The 15,785-nt window shown below is 68.4% G+C and carries 13 protein-coding genes, 1 tRNA gene, 1 other RNA gene and 1 pseudogene; 6 read left to right on the top strand and 10 right to left on the bottom strand.

The genetic code is table 11. From position 1 onward, the window contains the following. Positions 1-741: 741 nt before the first annotated feature. Positions 742-4,026 (bottom strand): annotated as a pseudogene (locus G6039_RS27565) (protein kinase domain-containing protein). 799 nt (positions 4,027-4,825) lie between these two features. Further along, on the bottom strand, positions 4,826-5,401 hold the full coding sequence (locus G6039_RS27560) for an HhH-GPD-type base excision DNA repair protein (RefSeq protein WP_029547108.1): 576 nt from the start codon (positions 5,399-5,401) through the stop codon (positions 4,826-4,828). A 240-nt stretch (positions 5,402-5,641) separates the two neighbouring features. Between G6039_RS27560 and G6039_RS27555 the strand changes: the two genes are divergently transcribed. Further along, on the top strand, positions 5,642-6,820 hold the full coding sequence (locus G6039_RS27555) for a carboxymuconolactone decarboxylase family protein (RefSeq protein ID WP_029547107.1): 1,179 nt from the start codon (positions 5,642-5,644) through the stop codon (positions 6,818-6,820). A gap of 24 nt (positions 6,821-6,844) precedes the next feature. On the opposite strand, the gene G6039_RS27550 is transcribed toward G6039_RS27555, so the two are convergent. The 4 genes from G6039_RS27550 to G6039_RS27535 all read right to left on the bottom strand — a co-directional run bounded on the left by G6039_RS27550 (position 6,845) and on the right by G6039_RS27535 (position 10,388). Next, positions 6,845-6,997, bottom strand: coding sequence for a hypothetical protein (locus G6039_RS27550; RefSeq protein ID WP_155951827.1), 153 nt, complete (start codon positions 6,995-6,997; stop codon positions 6,845-6,847). Between the two features lie 60 nt (positions 6,998-7,057). Next, positions 7,058-7,747, bottom strand: coding sequence for a ZIP family metal transporter (locus tag G6039_RS27545; protein WP_006943098.1), 690 nt, complete (start codon positions 7,745-7,747; stop codon positions 7,058-7,060). A gap of 112 nt (positions 7,748-7,859) precedes the next feature. After that, positions 7,860-9,476 carry an MFS transporter gene (locus tag G6039_RS27540; RefSeq protein WP_029547106.1) on the bottom strand — a complete coding sequence of 539 codons (1,617 nt, stop codon included), beginning with the start codon at positions 9,474-9,476 and terminating at the stop codon, positions 7,860-7,862. A gap of 420 nt (positions 9,477-9,896) precedes the next feature. After that, positions 9,897-10,388 (bottom strand): DUF2231 domain-containing protein, encoded by a 492-nt coding sequence (locus G6039_RS27535; RefSeq protein WP_029547105.1) that lies wholly within the window; start codon positions 10,386-10,388, stop codon positions 9,897-9,899. Between the two features lie 81 nt (positions 10,389-10,469). On the opposite strand from G6039_RS27535, the gene G6039_RS27530 reads away from it, so the two are divergent. Beyond that, positions 10,470-10,862, top strand: a complete 393-nt coding sequence (locus G6039_RS27530; protein WP_029547104.1) for a BlaI/MecI/CopY family transcriptional regulator — start codon at positions 10,470-10,472, stop codon at positions 10,860-10,862. A 2-nt stretch (positions 10,863-10,864) separates the two neighbouring features. Continuing rightward, entirely contained in the window at positions 10,865-11,743 is an 879-nt protein-coding gene (locus tag G6039_RS27525; protein ID WP_080688424.1) for a M48 family metalloprotease, read from the top strand. A 45-nt stretch (positions 11,744-11,788) separates the two neighbouring features. On the opposite strand, the gene G6039_RS27520 is transcribed toward G6039_RS27525, so the two are convergent. Beyond that, positions 11,789-12,244, bottom strand: a complete 456-nt coding sequence (locus G6039_RS27520) for a DUF6098 family protein (RefSeq protein ID WP_029547102.1) — start codon at positions 12,242-12,244, stop codon at positions 11,789-11,791. A gap of 408 nt (positions 12,245-12,652) precedes the next feature. Between G6039_RS27520 and G6039_RS27515 the strand changes: the two genes are divergently transcribed. Beyond that, positions 12,653-12,811 carry a hypothetical protein gene (locus G6039_RS27515; protein WP_006943091.1) on the top strand — a complete coding sequence of 53 codons (159 nt, stop codon included), beginning with the start codon at positions 12,653-12,655 and terminating at the stop codon, positions 12,809-12,811. Between the two features lie 191 nt (positions 12,812-13,002). Here G6039_RS27515 and G6039_RS27510 read toward each other — a convergent pair whose 3' ends face one another. Together G6039_RS27510 and ffs are read right to left on the bottom strand one after the other, a co-directional pair. Continuing rightward, positions 13,003-14,292: an aspartate aminotransferase type Ic gene (locus G6039_RS27510; RefSeq protein WP_006943089.1), complete on the bottom strand. Its 1,290-nt coding sequence runs from the start codon at positions 14,290-14,292 to the stop codon at positions 13,003-13,005. 49 nt (positions 14,293-14,341) lie between these two features. After that, positions 14,342-14,436, bottom strand: an RNA gene (gene ffs / locus G6039_RS27505) — signal recognition particle sRNA small type. Between the two features lie 117 nt (positions 14,437-14,553). Between ffs and G6039_RS27500 the strand changes: the two genes are divergently transcribed. Both G6039_RS27500 and G6039_RS27495 read left to right on the top strand, forming a co-directional pair. Beyond that, positions 14,554-14,641 (top strand) — tRNA-Ser (locus G6039_RS27500). An 89-nt stretch (positions 14,642-14,730) separates the two neighbouring features. Next, on the top strand, positions 14,731-14,997 hold the full coding sequence (locus G6039_RS27495; protein WP_029547093.1) for a DUF1905 domain-containing protein: 267 nt from the start codon (positions 14,731-14,733) through the stop codon (positions 14,995-14,997). Between the two features lie 13 nt (positions 14,998-15,010). Here the strand turns inward: G6039_RS27495 and G6039_RS27490 are convergent. Beyond that, a partial coding sequence (locus G6039_RS27490) for a GmrSD restriction endonuclease domain-containing protein (protein WP_241258942.1) occupies positions 15,011-15,785 on the bottom strand: 775 nt, incomplete at its 5' end.

The following is a 15,785-nucleotide window of genomic DNA, read 5'->3' as shown; positions in this document are numbered from 1 at the left end:
TCCCGCACCGACAAGCCCGCCGACAGTGTCGCCGAGGAGACCGGGGAGGTGACACCGGCCTTGACTGCCTGACCCACTCCCGAGGAATCACGCGACGACGTCGTACACCACCTCCAGGGACTTGACCCAGAGGAAGGAAACTGGTCGGTACGAAACGAAGGCCGACGGCCGCACTCCGTCATACCTTTTCGCACTGCCCGAACGTCCCTAGGGGCGGAGTCATCGGCCTCCGTGTCCGCCAAGTACCGATTGCCGCGACATGACCAACACCGAAAGCGATTATTTCACAGCACTATTCTGTGGCGATTGCATTCATTCACGGCAGTGGAGTGCAAAGTTCACCGTCGAATACTGCAGAAGTTACCGCTCACACATCCCTTTCGCGGCACAGTCCGGTGCATACCGATCGGTCCTTACAAAAGCTGGGAAGCGCGGTGTTTGGGACTGTCAGGTACTACCGGTCCGCCCACGCAACGTCCCTGCGAGTTCCGCGACTTCCTCGAGGCTGTGCGAGTACTCCGACCCGGAAAGAAGTTGTATGTGGTGATCAACGACTTCAGTGTGAGGCTCCGCGCTCCTTCGCGCTGGACGGACCTGTTCACCGAGACCATGCGGACCACACGCCGCCATCGTTCCTACACGCTGGCGAAATCCCGCGCCGATCTGAAGACGAATTGTTCCACCCCAACGATCCTGGACCGTGCAGCCGCATTACTCGGTCCAGGTTTCCTGACATGCCACTTAGTCGTGCGTCTGCTCGGTGACCCAAGCCGCGACCTGGGCCCGGGAGGTGAATCCGAGTTTGGCCAGGATGTGCTCCACATGGCCTTGTGCCGTGCGAGGGGAGATCACCAGGCGACGGGCGATGGCCTGATTCGTCAGGCCTTCGCCGATCAGGTCGGCGACTTGGCGTTCCCTCTTGGTCAGTCGCGCTGACGCCTCGGTGCCGGGCGGGGAGTCGACTGGCGGGTGCTCGCGCAAGGCGTAGGCGATGGCCGCGTCGAAGCCGAGTTGCTCACCTTGGCGGTAGGCCGCGCTGAAGGCGTTGCTCCCGAGCTTCTGCCGGGTCTTGCAGGCACATTCTTCGTGGTAAGCAACCAGATGGGAGTGAATGATCGGGGAACTGCCGATCGCCTGCGCCAACCCGTCCGCGGCGCCCATCAGAACCGCGGCCCGACGTGCATCGCGTTGGTCGACGCTGATCCAGGCCAGCGCCTCGAGGGAGGCTGCAACGATGTGGGGGCTGCGCACCTGCCGGGACAGCTCCAGTGATTCCTCGAGAAATTGCGCCGAACGACTTGTATTACCCTGCTGCCACAGGATAATTCCCAAGGCCCACAGCGCATACGATCGATGCACCGTCTCGCCGTGCGTTGTCGTGATCGCGAGGACCCGTTCATGGCATTCGAGTGCCTCCTCTCTCAGGCCGGACAGCCCATAGGCCGTCCCCAGTGCGGTCAGCGCAGTCACCTCGAGCGTCCGATCGCCGCGTTCACTGAACTGTGCAAGTGCGGATTCGAGGTGAGAACGGGCATGTTCGAAATCACCGCTGAGGAGTCCGAGCCTTCCGTCTGCGAAGGAAACGAACGCGCGCGCCAGGGGGTCGGTGGTCTGCGCAGCGAGCGTGCGCGCGTGCTCGACGAGTGCGGTCCCGGCGTGGAGGTCGCCCTGGACGTTGGCCATTACGCTGGCACAGTAGAGCGCCTTGGCCCGTTCGAGGATGGGTGGGCCGTCCTGGCGGGCGAGCAGTTGGTCGTACCAGCGCCGCCCCTCGTTGTAGAGGCTCTGAGAGCTCCAGAACGAGAACAGTGCGGCAGCGATGCGCAGTCCGGCGACGGGATCGTCCTTGACGCAGAAGTCCAGTGCCTCGCGAATGTTCGGTTGTTCCCGCTTCAGGCGGGCGATCCAGTCGAGCTGGCGGGCGCTGATCCACTCGGCCTCCGCGGCGCACGCCAACGCCTCGTACCAGTCCCGGTGCCGGCGACGCACGGTAATGTCCTCGCCGGACTGCTCGAGCTTCTCGACGCCGTAGTCGCGCAGCGTCTCGAGCATCCGGAACCGCACCACCGACCCGGCCTCCTCCCGGACCAGGATCGACTTCTCCACCAGGGCGGTCAGCGTGTCCAGCACCTCGCCGGGGGCCAGACCCGCACCGCACACCTGCTCCGCGGCGTCGAGGTCGAAGCTGCCCGCGAACACCGCCATCCGGCCCCACACCCGTTGCTCGGCGGCGGTGCACAACTCAAAACTCCAGTCGATACACCACCGCAGCGTCTGCTGCCGCGTCGGCGCACCCCGGCTGCCGCGGGTGAGCAGGGTGTAGCGGTCGGTGAGCCGCTCGAGGATCTGCTCGGGAGAGAGCGCCCGCAGCCGGGCCGCGGCCAGCTCGATCGGCAGCGGCAGCCCGTCGAGCCGGTGGCAGATCCGTGCCACCGTCGCCGCGTTGTCCTCGGTGAGCGCGAAGCCGGGAACGGCGGCCGCGGCGCGGTCGGTGAACATTTTCACCGCTTCGTATCGGGGCAACGTCCGCATCGAGGGCGGCTGCTGTGGATCCGGGACCGCCAGCGGCGGGACGGCGAGCACCGCCTCCCCGCCGACGGCGACGGGTTCGCGGCTGGTGGCCAGGATCCGCAGCCGCGGACAGGCCCGCAGCAGCAGGTCGGCGAGGTCGGCGACCGCGTCGATCAGGTGCTCGCAGTTGTCGAGCACCACCAGCACCTGCCGCGGGGCGAGGAACTCGAGCAGCACCTCCCGTATCGGCCGGCCCGACTGGTCTCACAGCCCCACGGCGGCGGCCACCGCGTCGAGCAGCGACGCGCGGTCGTGCAGCTCCCCGAGCTCTACCAGCCGCACCCCGTCGGCGTAGTCGCGCTGCACCGCCGCGGCGACGCGCACCGCCAGGCGGGTCTTGCCGACTCCGCCGATTCCGGTCAACGTCACCAGCCGGGAGCCGGTCAGGAGGTTCTTCGCCTCGGTGAGCTCGTGGCGGCGGCCGACGAAACTGGTCAGTTCCAGGGGAAGACTGCCGGTGGTGCCCGGCGTGGCGGGTGCCGTGGTCCGTCGTCTGCCGCTCGGCCCCGGCCCGGGGTCCCCGGCCTCCGAGTCGACCTCGGCCTCTGCGTCGGGTTCGGCGCGTAGGGCCATCTCGTCGACCGGGAGGTCATGGGCGCGTTGCAGCTGCTGCAATTGGGTCCCGAGGGCGGCGGCGGTGGCCGGACGCCGACCGGGCCGGCGGGCCATCGCCCGGGCGATCGTGTCGGCCACGTCGTCGGGGATCCCGTGCTCGCGCAGATCCGGCACCGGTTGCGTGGTGATCCGCAGGAACTGCGCGACTACCTGCTCCCCGCTGCGGCGTTCGAACGCGGCGTGGCCGGTCAGCGCACTGAACACGGTGGCGCCCAGACCGTAGATGTCGGCCGCTGCACTCGGCGGATCCCCGCCCAGCACCTCCGGCGCGGTGTAGGCGGGCGATCCGGTGACGGCACCGGTGGCGGTCTCGAAACCCCCGGCGATGTGCGCGATGCCGAAGTCGGCCAGTTGCGGTTCGCCGTACTCGGTGAGCAGGATGTTCGCCGGTTTGACGTCGCGGTGCACGATGCCGAGCCGGTGCGCGGTCTCGAGCGCCCCGGCCATCTTCACCCCGAGCCGCAGGGCCTGATCCAGCGGCAGCGGCCCGTGCCGGTGGATTCGCGCGTCGAGGGAACCCTGCGGGTGGTACGGCATCACCAGGTAGGGCCGGCCGCTGGCGGTGGTGCCGACCTGCAGGATGGGGACGATGTTCGGGTGCCCGGTCAGCCGCCCCATCGCCCGCTGCTCCCGGAGGAACCGTGCCCGGTTCTCCTCGTCGAGGTCGACGGTGAGTACCTTCACCGCCACCGTGCGATCCAGGTCCGCCTGGGTGCAGCGGTAGACCACGCCGAACCCGCCGCGGCCGATCTCCCGGACCTCGTCGAACCCGGCGTCGGCCAACTCCGCGGCCGGGGCCGGCGGGTACCGCTGCGTATCGAACCGATCCCGGTCACCCATCGGTACGAGCTACTCACTCCGTCGACTCGCTACTCCCGCGCACCGGTCCCGACGGCACAACCAGCGCACGTTCCTCCATGACCACACCTCGTGAGGCGTGGCCTCAGAATATCGCCGTATGCGGTCGACGGATGCCTTCGACCGCTCCGGAACTGCAAGACGAGACCCAGCCCCGGTGCGACACCCGTGGTGATCAGTTTCGAGGCCACGGACCAAGTGGTGCAACTGCGGCAGGTCATCCGCTGGAGACCGCAGCCATCCACATGCCCCAGACTCTCGCCGCGGCCGTCGATGAAGCACCTCGGCGGCAGCGTGACCTGGGCGACGGTGACCTCGAGATGCCGGCAGCCGGCGAGGACCTGCTCGAGCCCGCTCTGCTCGTCGGCGGTCAGGTCATCGGAGCGCAGCCTCGAAAGACACGATCCGCCGGACCTTCGGCGCCGACCTTCCGAGCGGGGCGGCTCCGACCTTACGCCGTGGCCGTAGGTAGTCGCGGACGGTGGCGCAGCTCCGGCGATACTCCAATGTCCGACGTTCCTCGGAGACAGCAGAAGTGGAGACTTATCCGTAGTTGAGCCCACGCACGGAGACATCCGGCGAACTCGTCCCGCAGGCTGGGACGGCCGGCACGGCGATGACGAAGCGGAATCCACGGAGACAATCGGATCTTCCGGTAACCGGCGCCGGTGCGACGAACCCGCCATTACCAATTGGCCACTCACATTCGTCGTTGCCGCGACATGGTGGGTGTCCATGTGGGTGCCGCTCCCCATAGACGCCGATCGCGCTCTAGCGCGGCTCACTTCTTCTTCGCGGCCGCCTTCGACGCCTTCTTGAACTCCCGGACCTCCTGCAGGGTCTGCGCGTCGACGACGTCGGCGATGGACCGCCGCGACCCGTCCTCGCCGTACTCCCCCGCGGCCTCCCGCCAGCCCTCCGGCCGCACCCCGATCTGCTTGCCCAGCAGAGCCAGGAAGATCCGGGCCTTCTGGTCGCCGTAGCCGGGCAGGGCCTTCAGGCGCTTCAGCACCTCCTTGCCGTCGGGGTCGCCGCTCGTCCACAGGGCCGCCGCGTCGCCGTCGTAGCGGTCCGTGACCTCGGCGCACAGTGCCTGGATCCGCTTGGCCATCGATCCGGGAAACCGGTGCACGGCCGGCGGCCGGGCGCAGATCGCGGCGAACTCGTCCGGATCGGCGTCGGCAATGCGGTGCACGTCCAGACCACCGAGGCGGTCGGCGAGCTTCTTCGGTCCCGCGAACGCGGTCTCCATCGGAACCTGCTGATCGAGGAGCATCCCGATGAGCAGGGCGAGCGGATCGGCGGCGAGCAACGCATCGGCGTCGGCATCGCCCACGAGGTTCAACGTCGGTGCCATGGCCACGATCATGGCATCCGCGGCGGGCATGGGCCGAGGAGGCACTCCGCTCCGGTCGGTCATGTGAGTCAGGCCGCAGCCCGGGGCGGAGGGCGTGTTCGGCGGCGTAACGCCGGGCCGACGAACTCCTCGACCTTCGCCGGCGTGCGCGGACCTGGTACCGCGGTCGGTGTCGGCGGTACGATTCGCCTCGTGACGTCCTCGCCCGGGACAATCGCTCAGGCGCTACACGGATCGTCCGTGGACATGGTGACCCTGCAACGCCGATACGGTGCGCAGTTTGCAATGGTCCGGAAGGTTCTCGGCGTAGCGCCGAATGCCGCCGCGTATTTGGAGATCTGGCCGATCGGGATGCGCACGTACAACGTGCTCGTACCCAACTTCCTCAACCTGCCCTTCCTGCTGTTCGGTTTCGGACCCCCCAAGGCGACGGTCGGCCTCGCCATGTACACGGCCAGCCGCGCAGCGGGGTGCGCATACTGTGCATCACACTGCTGCGCGTTCGCGCTCCGGCGTGGGGCCGACGAGGGTGATCTTGTGCGGATCGTGGGCCGGGGGCCGGCGTCGGGTGGCTACAGCAGTGCCGAGCGGTCCGCGCTCGACGTCGCGGAGGGACTCGGACGCGTTCCCGGGTCGCTGACCCCGGCGCAGCGGGATGCACTGCGCGATTCCTTTTCTCCGGCGGACGCGGAGTGGTTGGTGCTCGCAGTCGCGGTGATGGGCTTCTTGAACAAATTCAATGACACTGTGGGCATTCCGCTCGAAGAGAGCATGCTGGCCCTCGCCGACGAGGTGATCGGTCCGACGGGCTGGACGGCCGGAAAACACCTGCCGATACCGGCAGCCACCGTAACGCCGACCAAGCCGCAACCGGACAGGTTTGTGGACCTGCTCGCCTTGTTGCCGGTCTTGCCGTCGGTGATCCGCGCCGACAAGCACTGGACGTCCGGTGTGCCACACAGTTGGCCGGCAGTCGGGATTCATCTCCGCCAGCGGACGGGCCACGACTTCCCGATCCTGGCGCACCTGTCACACGGCCGGGCGATTCGCGCACTCGCCGCCGTCCTCGGTGCCAACACCGACCCGAAGCAGAGCCGGCTCGGGTTGCGCGCGAAGCACCTGGCCGGTCTCGTGTACGCGAACGCAGTCGAGGACGAGGCGCTCGCGAAATCGGCGCGCAATCTGGCCGAATTTGCCGGCGCAACCACTTCACAGCTCGCCGGGAGCCGCGCCGGGCTCGACGTGCACACCGACACGGCCCTCGCCTACGCCGAGGCCGCATCGAGCAGCCCGGCACAGATCACCCCGGAGGTCGTCGCCGCTGCCACGAAGGAACTTGCGCCGCCGGAGATTATCGAACTGACGGTGTGGATTTCCGTGATGCAGCTCCTGCACCGGCTGCACGCCTTCTACGAGTGAGTTCTTCCACTTCCGCGCCGCGGCTCAACGCATGCTCTCGTGTTCGGCGTCGAGGTAGTCGAGCATCGGGGTCGGGGCGGGCAGCGTGCGGCGGCAGCCGGTGAGCCCGGCGACCGGCGGCCCGCCCGCCACGAGGTGCGTGCCGTCGCGCAACGGCCACCGCCGACGTCGTGCCACACGTTCCTCTACCTTGCTCGCCGGCGGTGAAACGGACGGGTTCGGATGCCGGCGACGACGTCACCCGCCCAGAGCGGACGCGACGAGGAATCCGAGGGCGGTGGATATTCCCACCCACCAGCCACCTTCCCGGTATGCCTCCGGCATCAGGGAATCGGCGAGGACCGCGATCGTCGCGCCACCGGCGAAGGCCTGGATGAGCGAGATCCCCGCGGGGGGCAGCGAGTCGGCATACGCCGTCGCGACGACCACCACGACCACCAGCAGCGCCGCCGTGATGCCCCAGATGAGCACGGCCTTCCGCCGGTCGAAGTTCGAGCGCATCGACGCGGCACCGGCGACCGCCTCGGGCACGTTACCGACGGCGATGGCGACCAGCAGTACCAACCCGCCGGCACCGGCACCGCCGAGCGTCACCCCGAGGGCGGCGTTCTCCGGGATCCCGTCGAGCAACGCCCCGAGCATCAGCGCCCACCCCAATGCAGCGGCGCCGAGCCGGCGCTCGATCAACCGGTCGGCGACGACGTACACCACGGCACCGAGCAGCAGCGCGCCGCCTGCGGACCACAGGCCCTGGTCCGCGAAGGCGGGCGCGAACAATTCGGTGGACACCGCGGAGACCATGGCTCCGGCACCGAACGCCATCAGGGCCGCAAGCAGCGGACGGGGCAGGTCGTACCGGAGCCCCATCAGGGCACCGGCGAACAGCGGCACCGCGGTACCCAGGCCGTACCAGAAAGCTGTCAGCACCGTGCCACTCTACGGCAGAACGTGGCGCCCGCCCGGCCGGCGCCGGGTGGGCGCGTCCGACACGAAAACCGTTGAACACCAACGGTTACGTACCATTTCGCCGGAAACCCGACTACGGCGCGTATTCTGCCCCATCAGGCCCTTCGCCGGGGCTCTTCGGTGTGGGTTCCGGTATGCGCATCATGCGGAACGAGTTGAACACCCCGATGAGACCGGCGAGGAGGGGAATGAGCAGTGCCACCTGTAGGGCGAGCGGTCGTGCGTCGGTGTTGATACGGATGATCTCGTCTTGAAACTCCGGGGGTTCGCCGGCGAGCAGCTGTTCGAGCTGGGTGTTGCTCATGACTTCGGCGTCGTCCTCGAGGACCTGCGCCACCTGCTGTTGCTCTGCCTGCGGGAGCACGGTGCTCGATTCCGCCATTGCGGTGAAGGTGAGGGACAGCGTTGCCAGCATGATGGCGCCGGCGAACGCCAGCCCGAACGACAACCCGAACGATCCTGCCGCAGAATTGACGCCGGCGGCTTCGCTGATCCGCTCCTCCTCGATCGGGGCGAGTGTGTAGTTGTTGAGTTGAGAGACCAACAACCCCAATCCCGATCCGGCAATCACCAGGGGGATCACGAGGCCCCAGCCGAACTCCGCCCGCGGCACGATCGGGATCAGCGCCACGATCCCGATCGTGAGGAGAACGAATCCCCACCGGATGATGCCGCTCGGGCGGCGATCACTCGCCTTCTTCCCTGCGAGCAACGCCACTGCGAACATGCTGAGCGACAGCGGTGCGAGGGACAGGCCCGCCTGCAGCGCGTTGTACTCGAGCACCATCTGCAGGTAGATCGGCAGCGCGATCATCGTGCCGCCGAGCGCAATCTGCTGGAGCATCTGCCCGGAGATCCCCAGCTTGAAGATCTTGGAGCGGAACAAATCCGGGTCCAGCAGCGCCGGCTCGCCTCGACGTTTGCGCCGCACGAGCCAGTAGGCCAGCACAGCCAGCGCAATCGCACCGACCACCAGGAGCGCACCAACGGCTTCGCCGCCCTCCTGCCACACCAGGATTCCCAGCACGATCCCGCCCATGCCCAGAACGGAAAGTACCGCACCAATCAGGTCAACGCCCCGAGGTCCGGTGTACGGCACATCGTGGACGAGCCTGATACCGGACAGCACGACCCCGATGACGACGACCTCGAGCACAAACCCGACGCGCCACGACAGGTAGGTGGTGATGAAGCCTCCCAGCAGCGGTCCGACGGCAGCGGCAATCGCAGCCGCCGCCCCGACCAGCGCGTAGACCTTCTTCTGCGCCTCCCCCTCGAAATTGCCGTGGATGAGAGACTGCATGGCGGGCAACAGGAGTGACGCGCCGATCCCACCGAGTACGGCCCAGAAGACGACGATCACGGTCAGGCTCTGCGCGAACGCCATCGCCGACGCACCGACTGCGTAACCGAGCAGGCCGAGCACGTACGCACGCTTGCGTCCGATGAGATCACCGACCTTGCCACCGATCAGGATGAATGCCGCAGAAACCAACGCCTCGAGCGCGATCGCAGCCTGCACGCCGCTGACCGTCGTGCCGAGGTCGCGAACCACCGATGAGATCGAGACGTTCATCAGCGATGTGTCGACGACGAGCACGAACATCGCCATCGCCAGCAGTAGGGCGAGCAGGCGCTGCGGGCCCGCTGCCTTCTCGGAGGGATCGCTGGCCGTTGGTCTCTCGATCACCGGACACCCATCGTCCCGGCAGTGGTGACGTTCCCCCGGCCGTCCGTTTCGGCACGGGAGTGTGTCGACCGGCCGATCGCTCGCCCGCGGATACCCGCGGCATCAGCCCGGGTGGGCGATCGGCGGCGGGCAGCCTCTGACATCACGGCCACCTCCTGGGTGTACGCCCGCCCATCTTCAGCTCCTCGGCCCGGCACGGGAGGGGATGGCCGGGAGCACGACGTCAATCCCGTGACACGAGTGTCTCACGTGCGAGGCGACCTATCCAGAGCGCACGAGCCGGCCATGCGACGGCGGTCTCCGGGGAAACACGCCCCATGGGCTCGCGCGGTTCCATCGGATCGATCTCCGCCGAGGCGCGTTCGGTGTCGTAAGCGGGCCGCGGCCGGTGCGGGGCGCACGCGGGTGGCGCCGAACAGGTCACGGCGACTCCCCCGCGGCGACGCCCACCCGGTCCTGCCAGGTGGCCTGCGCGCCGGAGTCGCCCACCCGATACACCTGAACCGTCGCGCCGACCCCGACGAGGACCGCGACGAGGGCGGTGACCACGGTCAGGAGCCGCACTCGTGCGGCCGGCATCGACCCACGCGAATCCAGCACGTGCAGGGCCCCGACCAGCATCGCCGCGGCGAACAGCCCAGCGGCGACGAACGGCATGGTGTCACCGAGCTCGGTATGGGTGTGCAGCAGTGCGGTGCTGTCGACCTGATGCTCCAGCGACTCACCGGCCTCGGCGGTCAGCGGGGTCAGGACGAGCAGTGCGGTGGCCAGCGCCGCAGTGGGCCACACGAGCCGCACACGGGCGGCGGGCCAGAGGGCCGAAAGGACGACTCCGACCGCCACGAGCGGCACCAACACTACGATGGCGTGCACGAACAGTATGTGCGCCGGGAGTCCGTTGATCTGGGACATGCTGCTCCTCGGGAGAGGGATGACCGGACATCTACTACTTTCTCGATAGTAGTAAGCCGTCCTGAGAGGAGCCTGAAACCGATGGCGCGGCGCCTACGCGGCACCCTGGAGCAGGAGATCGTCGACGTCCTTGCCGGCGCGGAAGAGCCGCTCACCGTGGCAAGGGTGAACGAGTTGCTGCCAGGAGCACTCGCCCACACCACCGTGATGACGACGCTGGCCCGCATGCACGGCAAGGGAATTCTGGACCGGACGCCATCCGGTCGTGGTTACGCGTATCGGCTCGCGGCACCGATCGAGACGCTCCCGGCTGCGCAGGCCGCCCGGGACATGCATCGGCTTCTCGACAAGTACGGCCGCCGCGCGGACGTGCTGGCCCGGTTCGTCGCGGAATTGACACCCGACGACGAGCGGATGCTGCTGAGGCTGCTCGGGCGCGAGGACGGCGAGCCGGACGAAGGGAGAGAGCCGTGATAATGCCTGCTGTCCTCGCTCCACTCGCGGTGGGAGCAGCGCTCGGTATCGGAGCCGGGCGCATCGCGGTACAGGCCCGGCCGGCGACAACGGTACGGCTCCTACCTGTTCTCTCCGCTCTGTGCGCCCTGACATTGCTCTCGTCGGCGACTGCCGTGGCCCTCACGCTCATCCACCACCGGCCCGGCACGACATCCGTCGCAGTCGCGGCGATCCTCCTCACCGCCGCTCTGTGTGCCACAGCCGGAGGCCTGCGGCACCTCTGGCACGTCCGGCAGAACCTTTGCGCAGCAACTCGATTCTGCCGTAGCCTCCCCCGGACGGAGGGCTACCTCCTCGCCCGGAGCCCGGTCGCCGACGCCTACTCCGTCCCCGGGCGAGGAGGCGGGATCGTCGTGACGACCGCCATGAAGTCGGCTCTCACCGAGGGCGAACTGACCGTACTGCTCGCACACGAGCACGCCCACCTGCGGCACCATCATTCCCGGTGGATCCAGATCGCCGAGACGGCGGCCGCACTCCACCCGCTGCTGCGGCCGGTTCCCGACGTCGTTCGCCGGGCCGCGGAGCGGTGGGCCGACGAGGAAGCCGCCGCCGGTGGCCGTCGCGCGGCCGCCCAGGCCGTCGCCGCCGCAGCCGTCGCGAGAAGCCGCTCCCTCGAGGTTCATTCGTCGACCACGCTCTCGATGGCGGGCGGTGACGTCGTCGAACGCGTGCACGCGCTGGTCGATCCGCCTCGGCTTCCGTGGGCTCGCACGGTCGCCGCGACGCTGATCGTGGCGATCGCGCTGGTGTCGTTCTCGGCTCTGCGGACAACGGACATCGTCCAGGACGTGCTTCTTCCGGAACACGAGACGCCCCACCTCGTCCTGCAGCGGTGAAGTCGGACGGACGACGCCGGCCGCCCGCCTCACCGCCTTGTTGACTCACCGCCCTGGGGATTCCGCCTGCACGTCGAACCGCTCGTGATACCGCTGCTCCGCCTCCCGTAGCACCCTGGGACTGAGCCGCGCGTGCGGCTGGATGTCGATCACCAACGGTTCCTGGTCGGGTCCGCGGCCGACCATCGTTCCCTTGAGCAGCCAGAGGAAGCATCCGTCGGGCGCATCCCGCATGGCGTACCGGTGGACCCGCCGTGCCACCCAGTCCTCGACGGGCCGACGCCACCACGGCTCCGGCGCGACCGGCAGGACCGACCAACCAGGCAGCGTGACATTGCCTTCGACATCCCGCGTGGGGCCGTCCGCGGCGTCCGCGGCCGGTCCCGGTGAACAGCGCAGATAGATGAGCGGATCCCCCGCGACGAGAGCGGCGAGCTGATCGAGGCTCGCGATGACCTGCATGTCGTCGGGATCCGGATACATCTCCTCACGTGGCGCCATCGAGGTCCTCGGTTCGTCAGGTGACCGCAGGGTTCGTCTGCGAGGAGCCGGCGATCTGCGCGAGAAATTCGTGCCGGCACGTCGCGCGTTCCGAGTCCTGCGACATAGCGATGGTGACTCCCTCCGTCGACGGTCCTTCACGGACGCCGTCCGGATACCCGGTACCCGGCGCGCTACTCCCGGTCCGCGGTCGACAGGGGCTCCCCCGACCAGTGCGCCTGGGGTGGGATCCGGTGACGCGAACGCCGACTCGAGCGCCTCGGCGATCCTTCGGTACCCGATCTCCGGTTGGGATGGTCTCTGTGATCGAGCAGCGGTGGGATCCGCGCCACCGGCGGAACCCTTGAAGGGTGCGGGCGGGCACAGAACGCAGGCCGGACGCACCATGTGCGCGCGTATCGTTCGCCTATGGCACTGCACGGTGACGAATCCGAGTACACCCGCGTTCTCGAGGACGTTCAGGCCCTCGTCGCACACGCGATCGGTGCCGGGAACTCGGCCGACAGCGTCCGGGAGTTCTGGCACGAGCAGATCGACCGCTACGTCGAGGACGCGGCCACCGGCTGAATGTCACACGCGTTCGATGTGACCGAAGCGATGTGACATTCGGCCCAGGACGACCGGGCCGTGACGGCGAGAATTGCCCGCGGCCCGACCGAGCCGAGTTGTCCACCGCTTGTCCACAGAGTTGTCCACAGGTGGGGGAAACACCCGTAGGCCCCGGTCGCCGCGTGACGACCGGGGCCTACGGGGAGGAGCTACTTGCCCAGGGCCTTCTCGGTCGCCGCGAGCAGCACGCACGTCGCGACGCCGTCCATGGCGGTGGCGAGTTCGTTCAGCGACGGGAAGCTCGGGGCGAGCCGGATGTTCTTGTCCTCGGGGTCGTTCTTGTACGGGAACGCCGACCCGGCCGCGGTCAGCGCGATCCCCGCGTTCTTCGCGAGGGAGATGACCCGCTTGGCGGTGCCCTCCACCACGTCGAGGCTGATGAAGTAGCCGCCCTTCGGCTCGGTCCAGGACGCCACCTTCGACGGCCCGAGCCGGTCCTCGAGGATCTTCAGCACGAGCGCGAACTTCGGTGCGAGGAGCTCGCGATGCTTGGCCATGTGGGCCCGCACCCCGTCGGCATCACCGAAGAAGCGCAGATGACGCAGCTGGTTGACCTTGTCCGGGCCGATGGTCTTGATACCCAGGAACTTCTCGTACCACGCCAGGTTCTCGGCCGAGCTGCCGAAGAAGCTGACGCCGGCGCCGGCGAAGGTGATCTTGGATGTCGAGGCGAGGACGAACACGCGGTTCGGGTGCCCGGCCTCGGCCGCCATGCCCAGGATGTCCAGGGCGGGGGCGGCCTCCTCGACCAGGGGATGCACGGCGTACGCGTTGTCCCAGAAGATCCGGAAGTCCGGCGCGGCGGTCGGCATCGACGCCAGTTCGCGGGCGGCGCGCTCGGAGTACACGGCGCCGGTCGGGTTCGAGTAGGTGGGCACCGCCCACATGCCCTTGATCTGCGGGTCCGAGCCGACGAGCGCGGCGATCTTCGCCAGGTCCGGCCCGTCGTCGTGCATGGGCACCGGGATCATCTCGATCCCGTACGACTCGGTGATCGCGAAGTGCCGGTCGTAGCCGGGCGCGGGGCACAGGAACCTGACGACGGGTTCCTGGGACCACGGGCGCGGTGAATCCACCGTGCCGTGCAGCAACGACGCCACGACCAGGTCGTGCATGATCTCGAGGCTGGCGTTGTTGCCGGCGATCAGGTTCTCGGTGGGGATGCCCAGGAGCTCCCCGAAGATGGCGCGCAGCTCGGGCAGTCCGCGCAGGCCGCCGTAGTTACGGCAGTCCGTGCCGGACGCGTCGCGGTAGTCGTCGACCCCGGGCAGCGACAGCAACTCCGCGGAGAGGTCCAGCTGCTCGGGGGACGGCTTGCCGCGAGTCAGGTCCAGCGTCAGCTTCTCGGCTTCGAGTCGCGCGTAGTTGTGGGACTGGCGCTCGTGCTCTGCGACGAGTTCCTCATGGCTCATCAACCCAATCTGGGTTTGGGTAGGCATGCGGAAGGACCTTTCACCGCGCCCAACGGCACGGGCATCGGCATCGGAAGCTAGGGGACCCCGCGCACCCGGCAGAGCCCGTTGACCCTTGCTGCCTTCCGGCCCTGGGGGAGTTCACAGGATGCGCGCCGCGCGGGATCCATCGGCCAGTGTAGACAAACATCGCCCCGAACCGTGAATCGGCACCGCCACACCCCGCCGAAACCCGCGGCGACCTCCCCGTTTGGCAACCACCAGGTCATATTCGGTATGCTTCCCCACGGAGGATTCGCCTAGTGGCCTATGGCGCTCGCCTGGAACGCGGGTTGGGTTAACGCCCTCAGGGGTTCAAATCCCCTATCCTCCGCCACGGGGAAGCCCCTGTGATCCGCAGCTTCGCGGATCACAGGGGCTTTTTCGCTTCCCTGTCGTGTCGGCCCCACCCTCTAGCCTCGCGGCATGCGCTTCTCCGGCATCGTCGAGGTCTTTCCCGGCCCGGGCGGCTGGCACTACGTCGACGTGCCGGCCCGGATCGTCGAGGCCGTGACGAGCGTCTCCGTACGCGGACTGATCCCGGTACGCGCCCGCATGGGCGGCACCGAGTGGGACACGTCCCTGCAGCCGCGGGGCGACGGCCGGCATTTCCTCGCGTTGAAGAGGTCGGTGCGCGCCGCCGAGTCGGTCGAGGTGGGCGACACGGTGACGATCACGGTCGCGGAGCGCTGACGCGCCGGGCGGCTCACTCGCAGGCGACACCGTCCCGGTCACCGTCCATCTCCTCGCTGTACCCGGGCTGACCGGCGTACAGCGGCGCGGCGCCGACGGCCCGCGCCTCGGCGCAGTTGCGGTAGGTCGCGGCGGCGGCCGGCGGCGATGCCACCGACGGGGCCGGTTCCGGCGCCACGGTCGCGGCAGGCGCGGCGGGCACGGGGGCCGGGGCGGCGGCGCCGCACTCGGTGAGGACGCGGACCATCGCGTCGTGCTCGGCCTGGGTCACCCACAGCTGATAGAGGGCCTTGACCTCGATCTGCCGCGCGACGTACGTGCACCGGTAGGACCGGTTCGGCGGCAGCCAGGTCGCGGCGTCGCCGTCGCCCTTCTGCTGGTTGGCGTCGCCGTCGACGGCCTGCAGGTTGCGGGGATCGTTGGCGAAGTTCGCGCGGGTCTGCTGGTCGAGCTGCTGGGCACCCTTCTGCCACGCGTCGGACAGCGCGACGACATGGTCGATCTGCACGTCGGCGGAGGTGTCCTGGCCACGGCGGAACTCGATGGTCGTGCCGGTGTAGGCGTCGTGGAGGGTGCCGAAGAGGACCACGCAGTCCCGGGTGGCGGTCTTGTAGGTGATGTCGACGAGGTCGCGCCGCAGGATGTCGTTGCGGGTGTCGCAGCCGTTCGTAGCGGGCTGATGGAAGAGGTCACCGTCGACGGCATCCGCATGTGGAAGATCGTCGACGACACCGAGTTCCTGCACATGCGCACCAAGGAAGAGGTCGAGTGGGAACGCCAACGTAAGA

The organism is Rhodococcus aetherivorans (genome assembly GCF_011058165.1).
In the GTDB taxonomy this organism is placed as follows: domain Bacteria; phylum Actinomycetota; class Actinomycetes; order Mycobacteriales; family Mycobacteriaceae; genus Rhodococcus; species Rhodococcus aetherivorans.
Note: the sequence above shows the minus strand (reverse complement) of the source record. Positions and strands in the feature narration are given on the sequence as shown.

What these genes read in the sequence shown, in the direction of transcription:
- G6039_RS27510 (WP_006943089.1), bottom strand. Translation starts at nt 14,292, where the DNA reads ATGCCTACCCAAACCCAGATTGGGTTGATGAGCCATGAGGAACTCGTC.
- G6039_RS27530 (WP_029547104.1), top strand. Translation starts at nt 10,470, where the DNA reads ATGGCGCGGCGCCTACGCGGCACCCTGGAGCAGGAGATCGTCGACGTC.
- G6039_RS27535 (WP_029547105.1), bottom strand. Translation starts at nt 10,388, where the DNA reads ATGTCCCAGATCAACGGACTCCCGGCGCACATACTGTTCGTGCACGCC.
- G6039_RS27515 (WP_006943091.1), top strand. Translation starts at nt 12,653, where the DNA reads ATGGCACTGCACGGTGACGAATCCGAGTACACCCGCGTTCTCGAGGAC.
- G6039_RS27525 (WP_080688424.1), top strand. Translation starts at nt 10,865, where the DNA reads ATGCCTGCTGTCCTCGCTCCACTCGCGGTGGGAGCAGCGCTCGGTATC.
- G6039_RS27520 (WP_029547102.1), bottom strand. Translation starts at nt 12,244, where the DNA reads ATGGCGCCACGTGAGGAGATGTATCCGGATCCCGACGACATGCAGGTC.
- G6039_RS27495 (WP_029547093.1), top strand. Translation starts at nt 14,731, where the DNA reads ATGCGCTTCTCCGGCATCGTCGAGGTCTTTCCCGGCCCGGGCGGCTGG.
- G6039_RS27560 (WP_029547108.1), bottom strand. Translation starts at nt 5,401, where the DNA reads ATGGCACCGACGTTGAACCTCGTGGGCGATGCCGACGCCGATGCGTTG.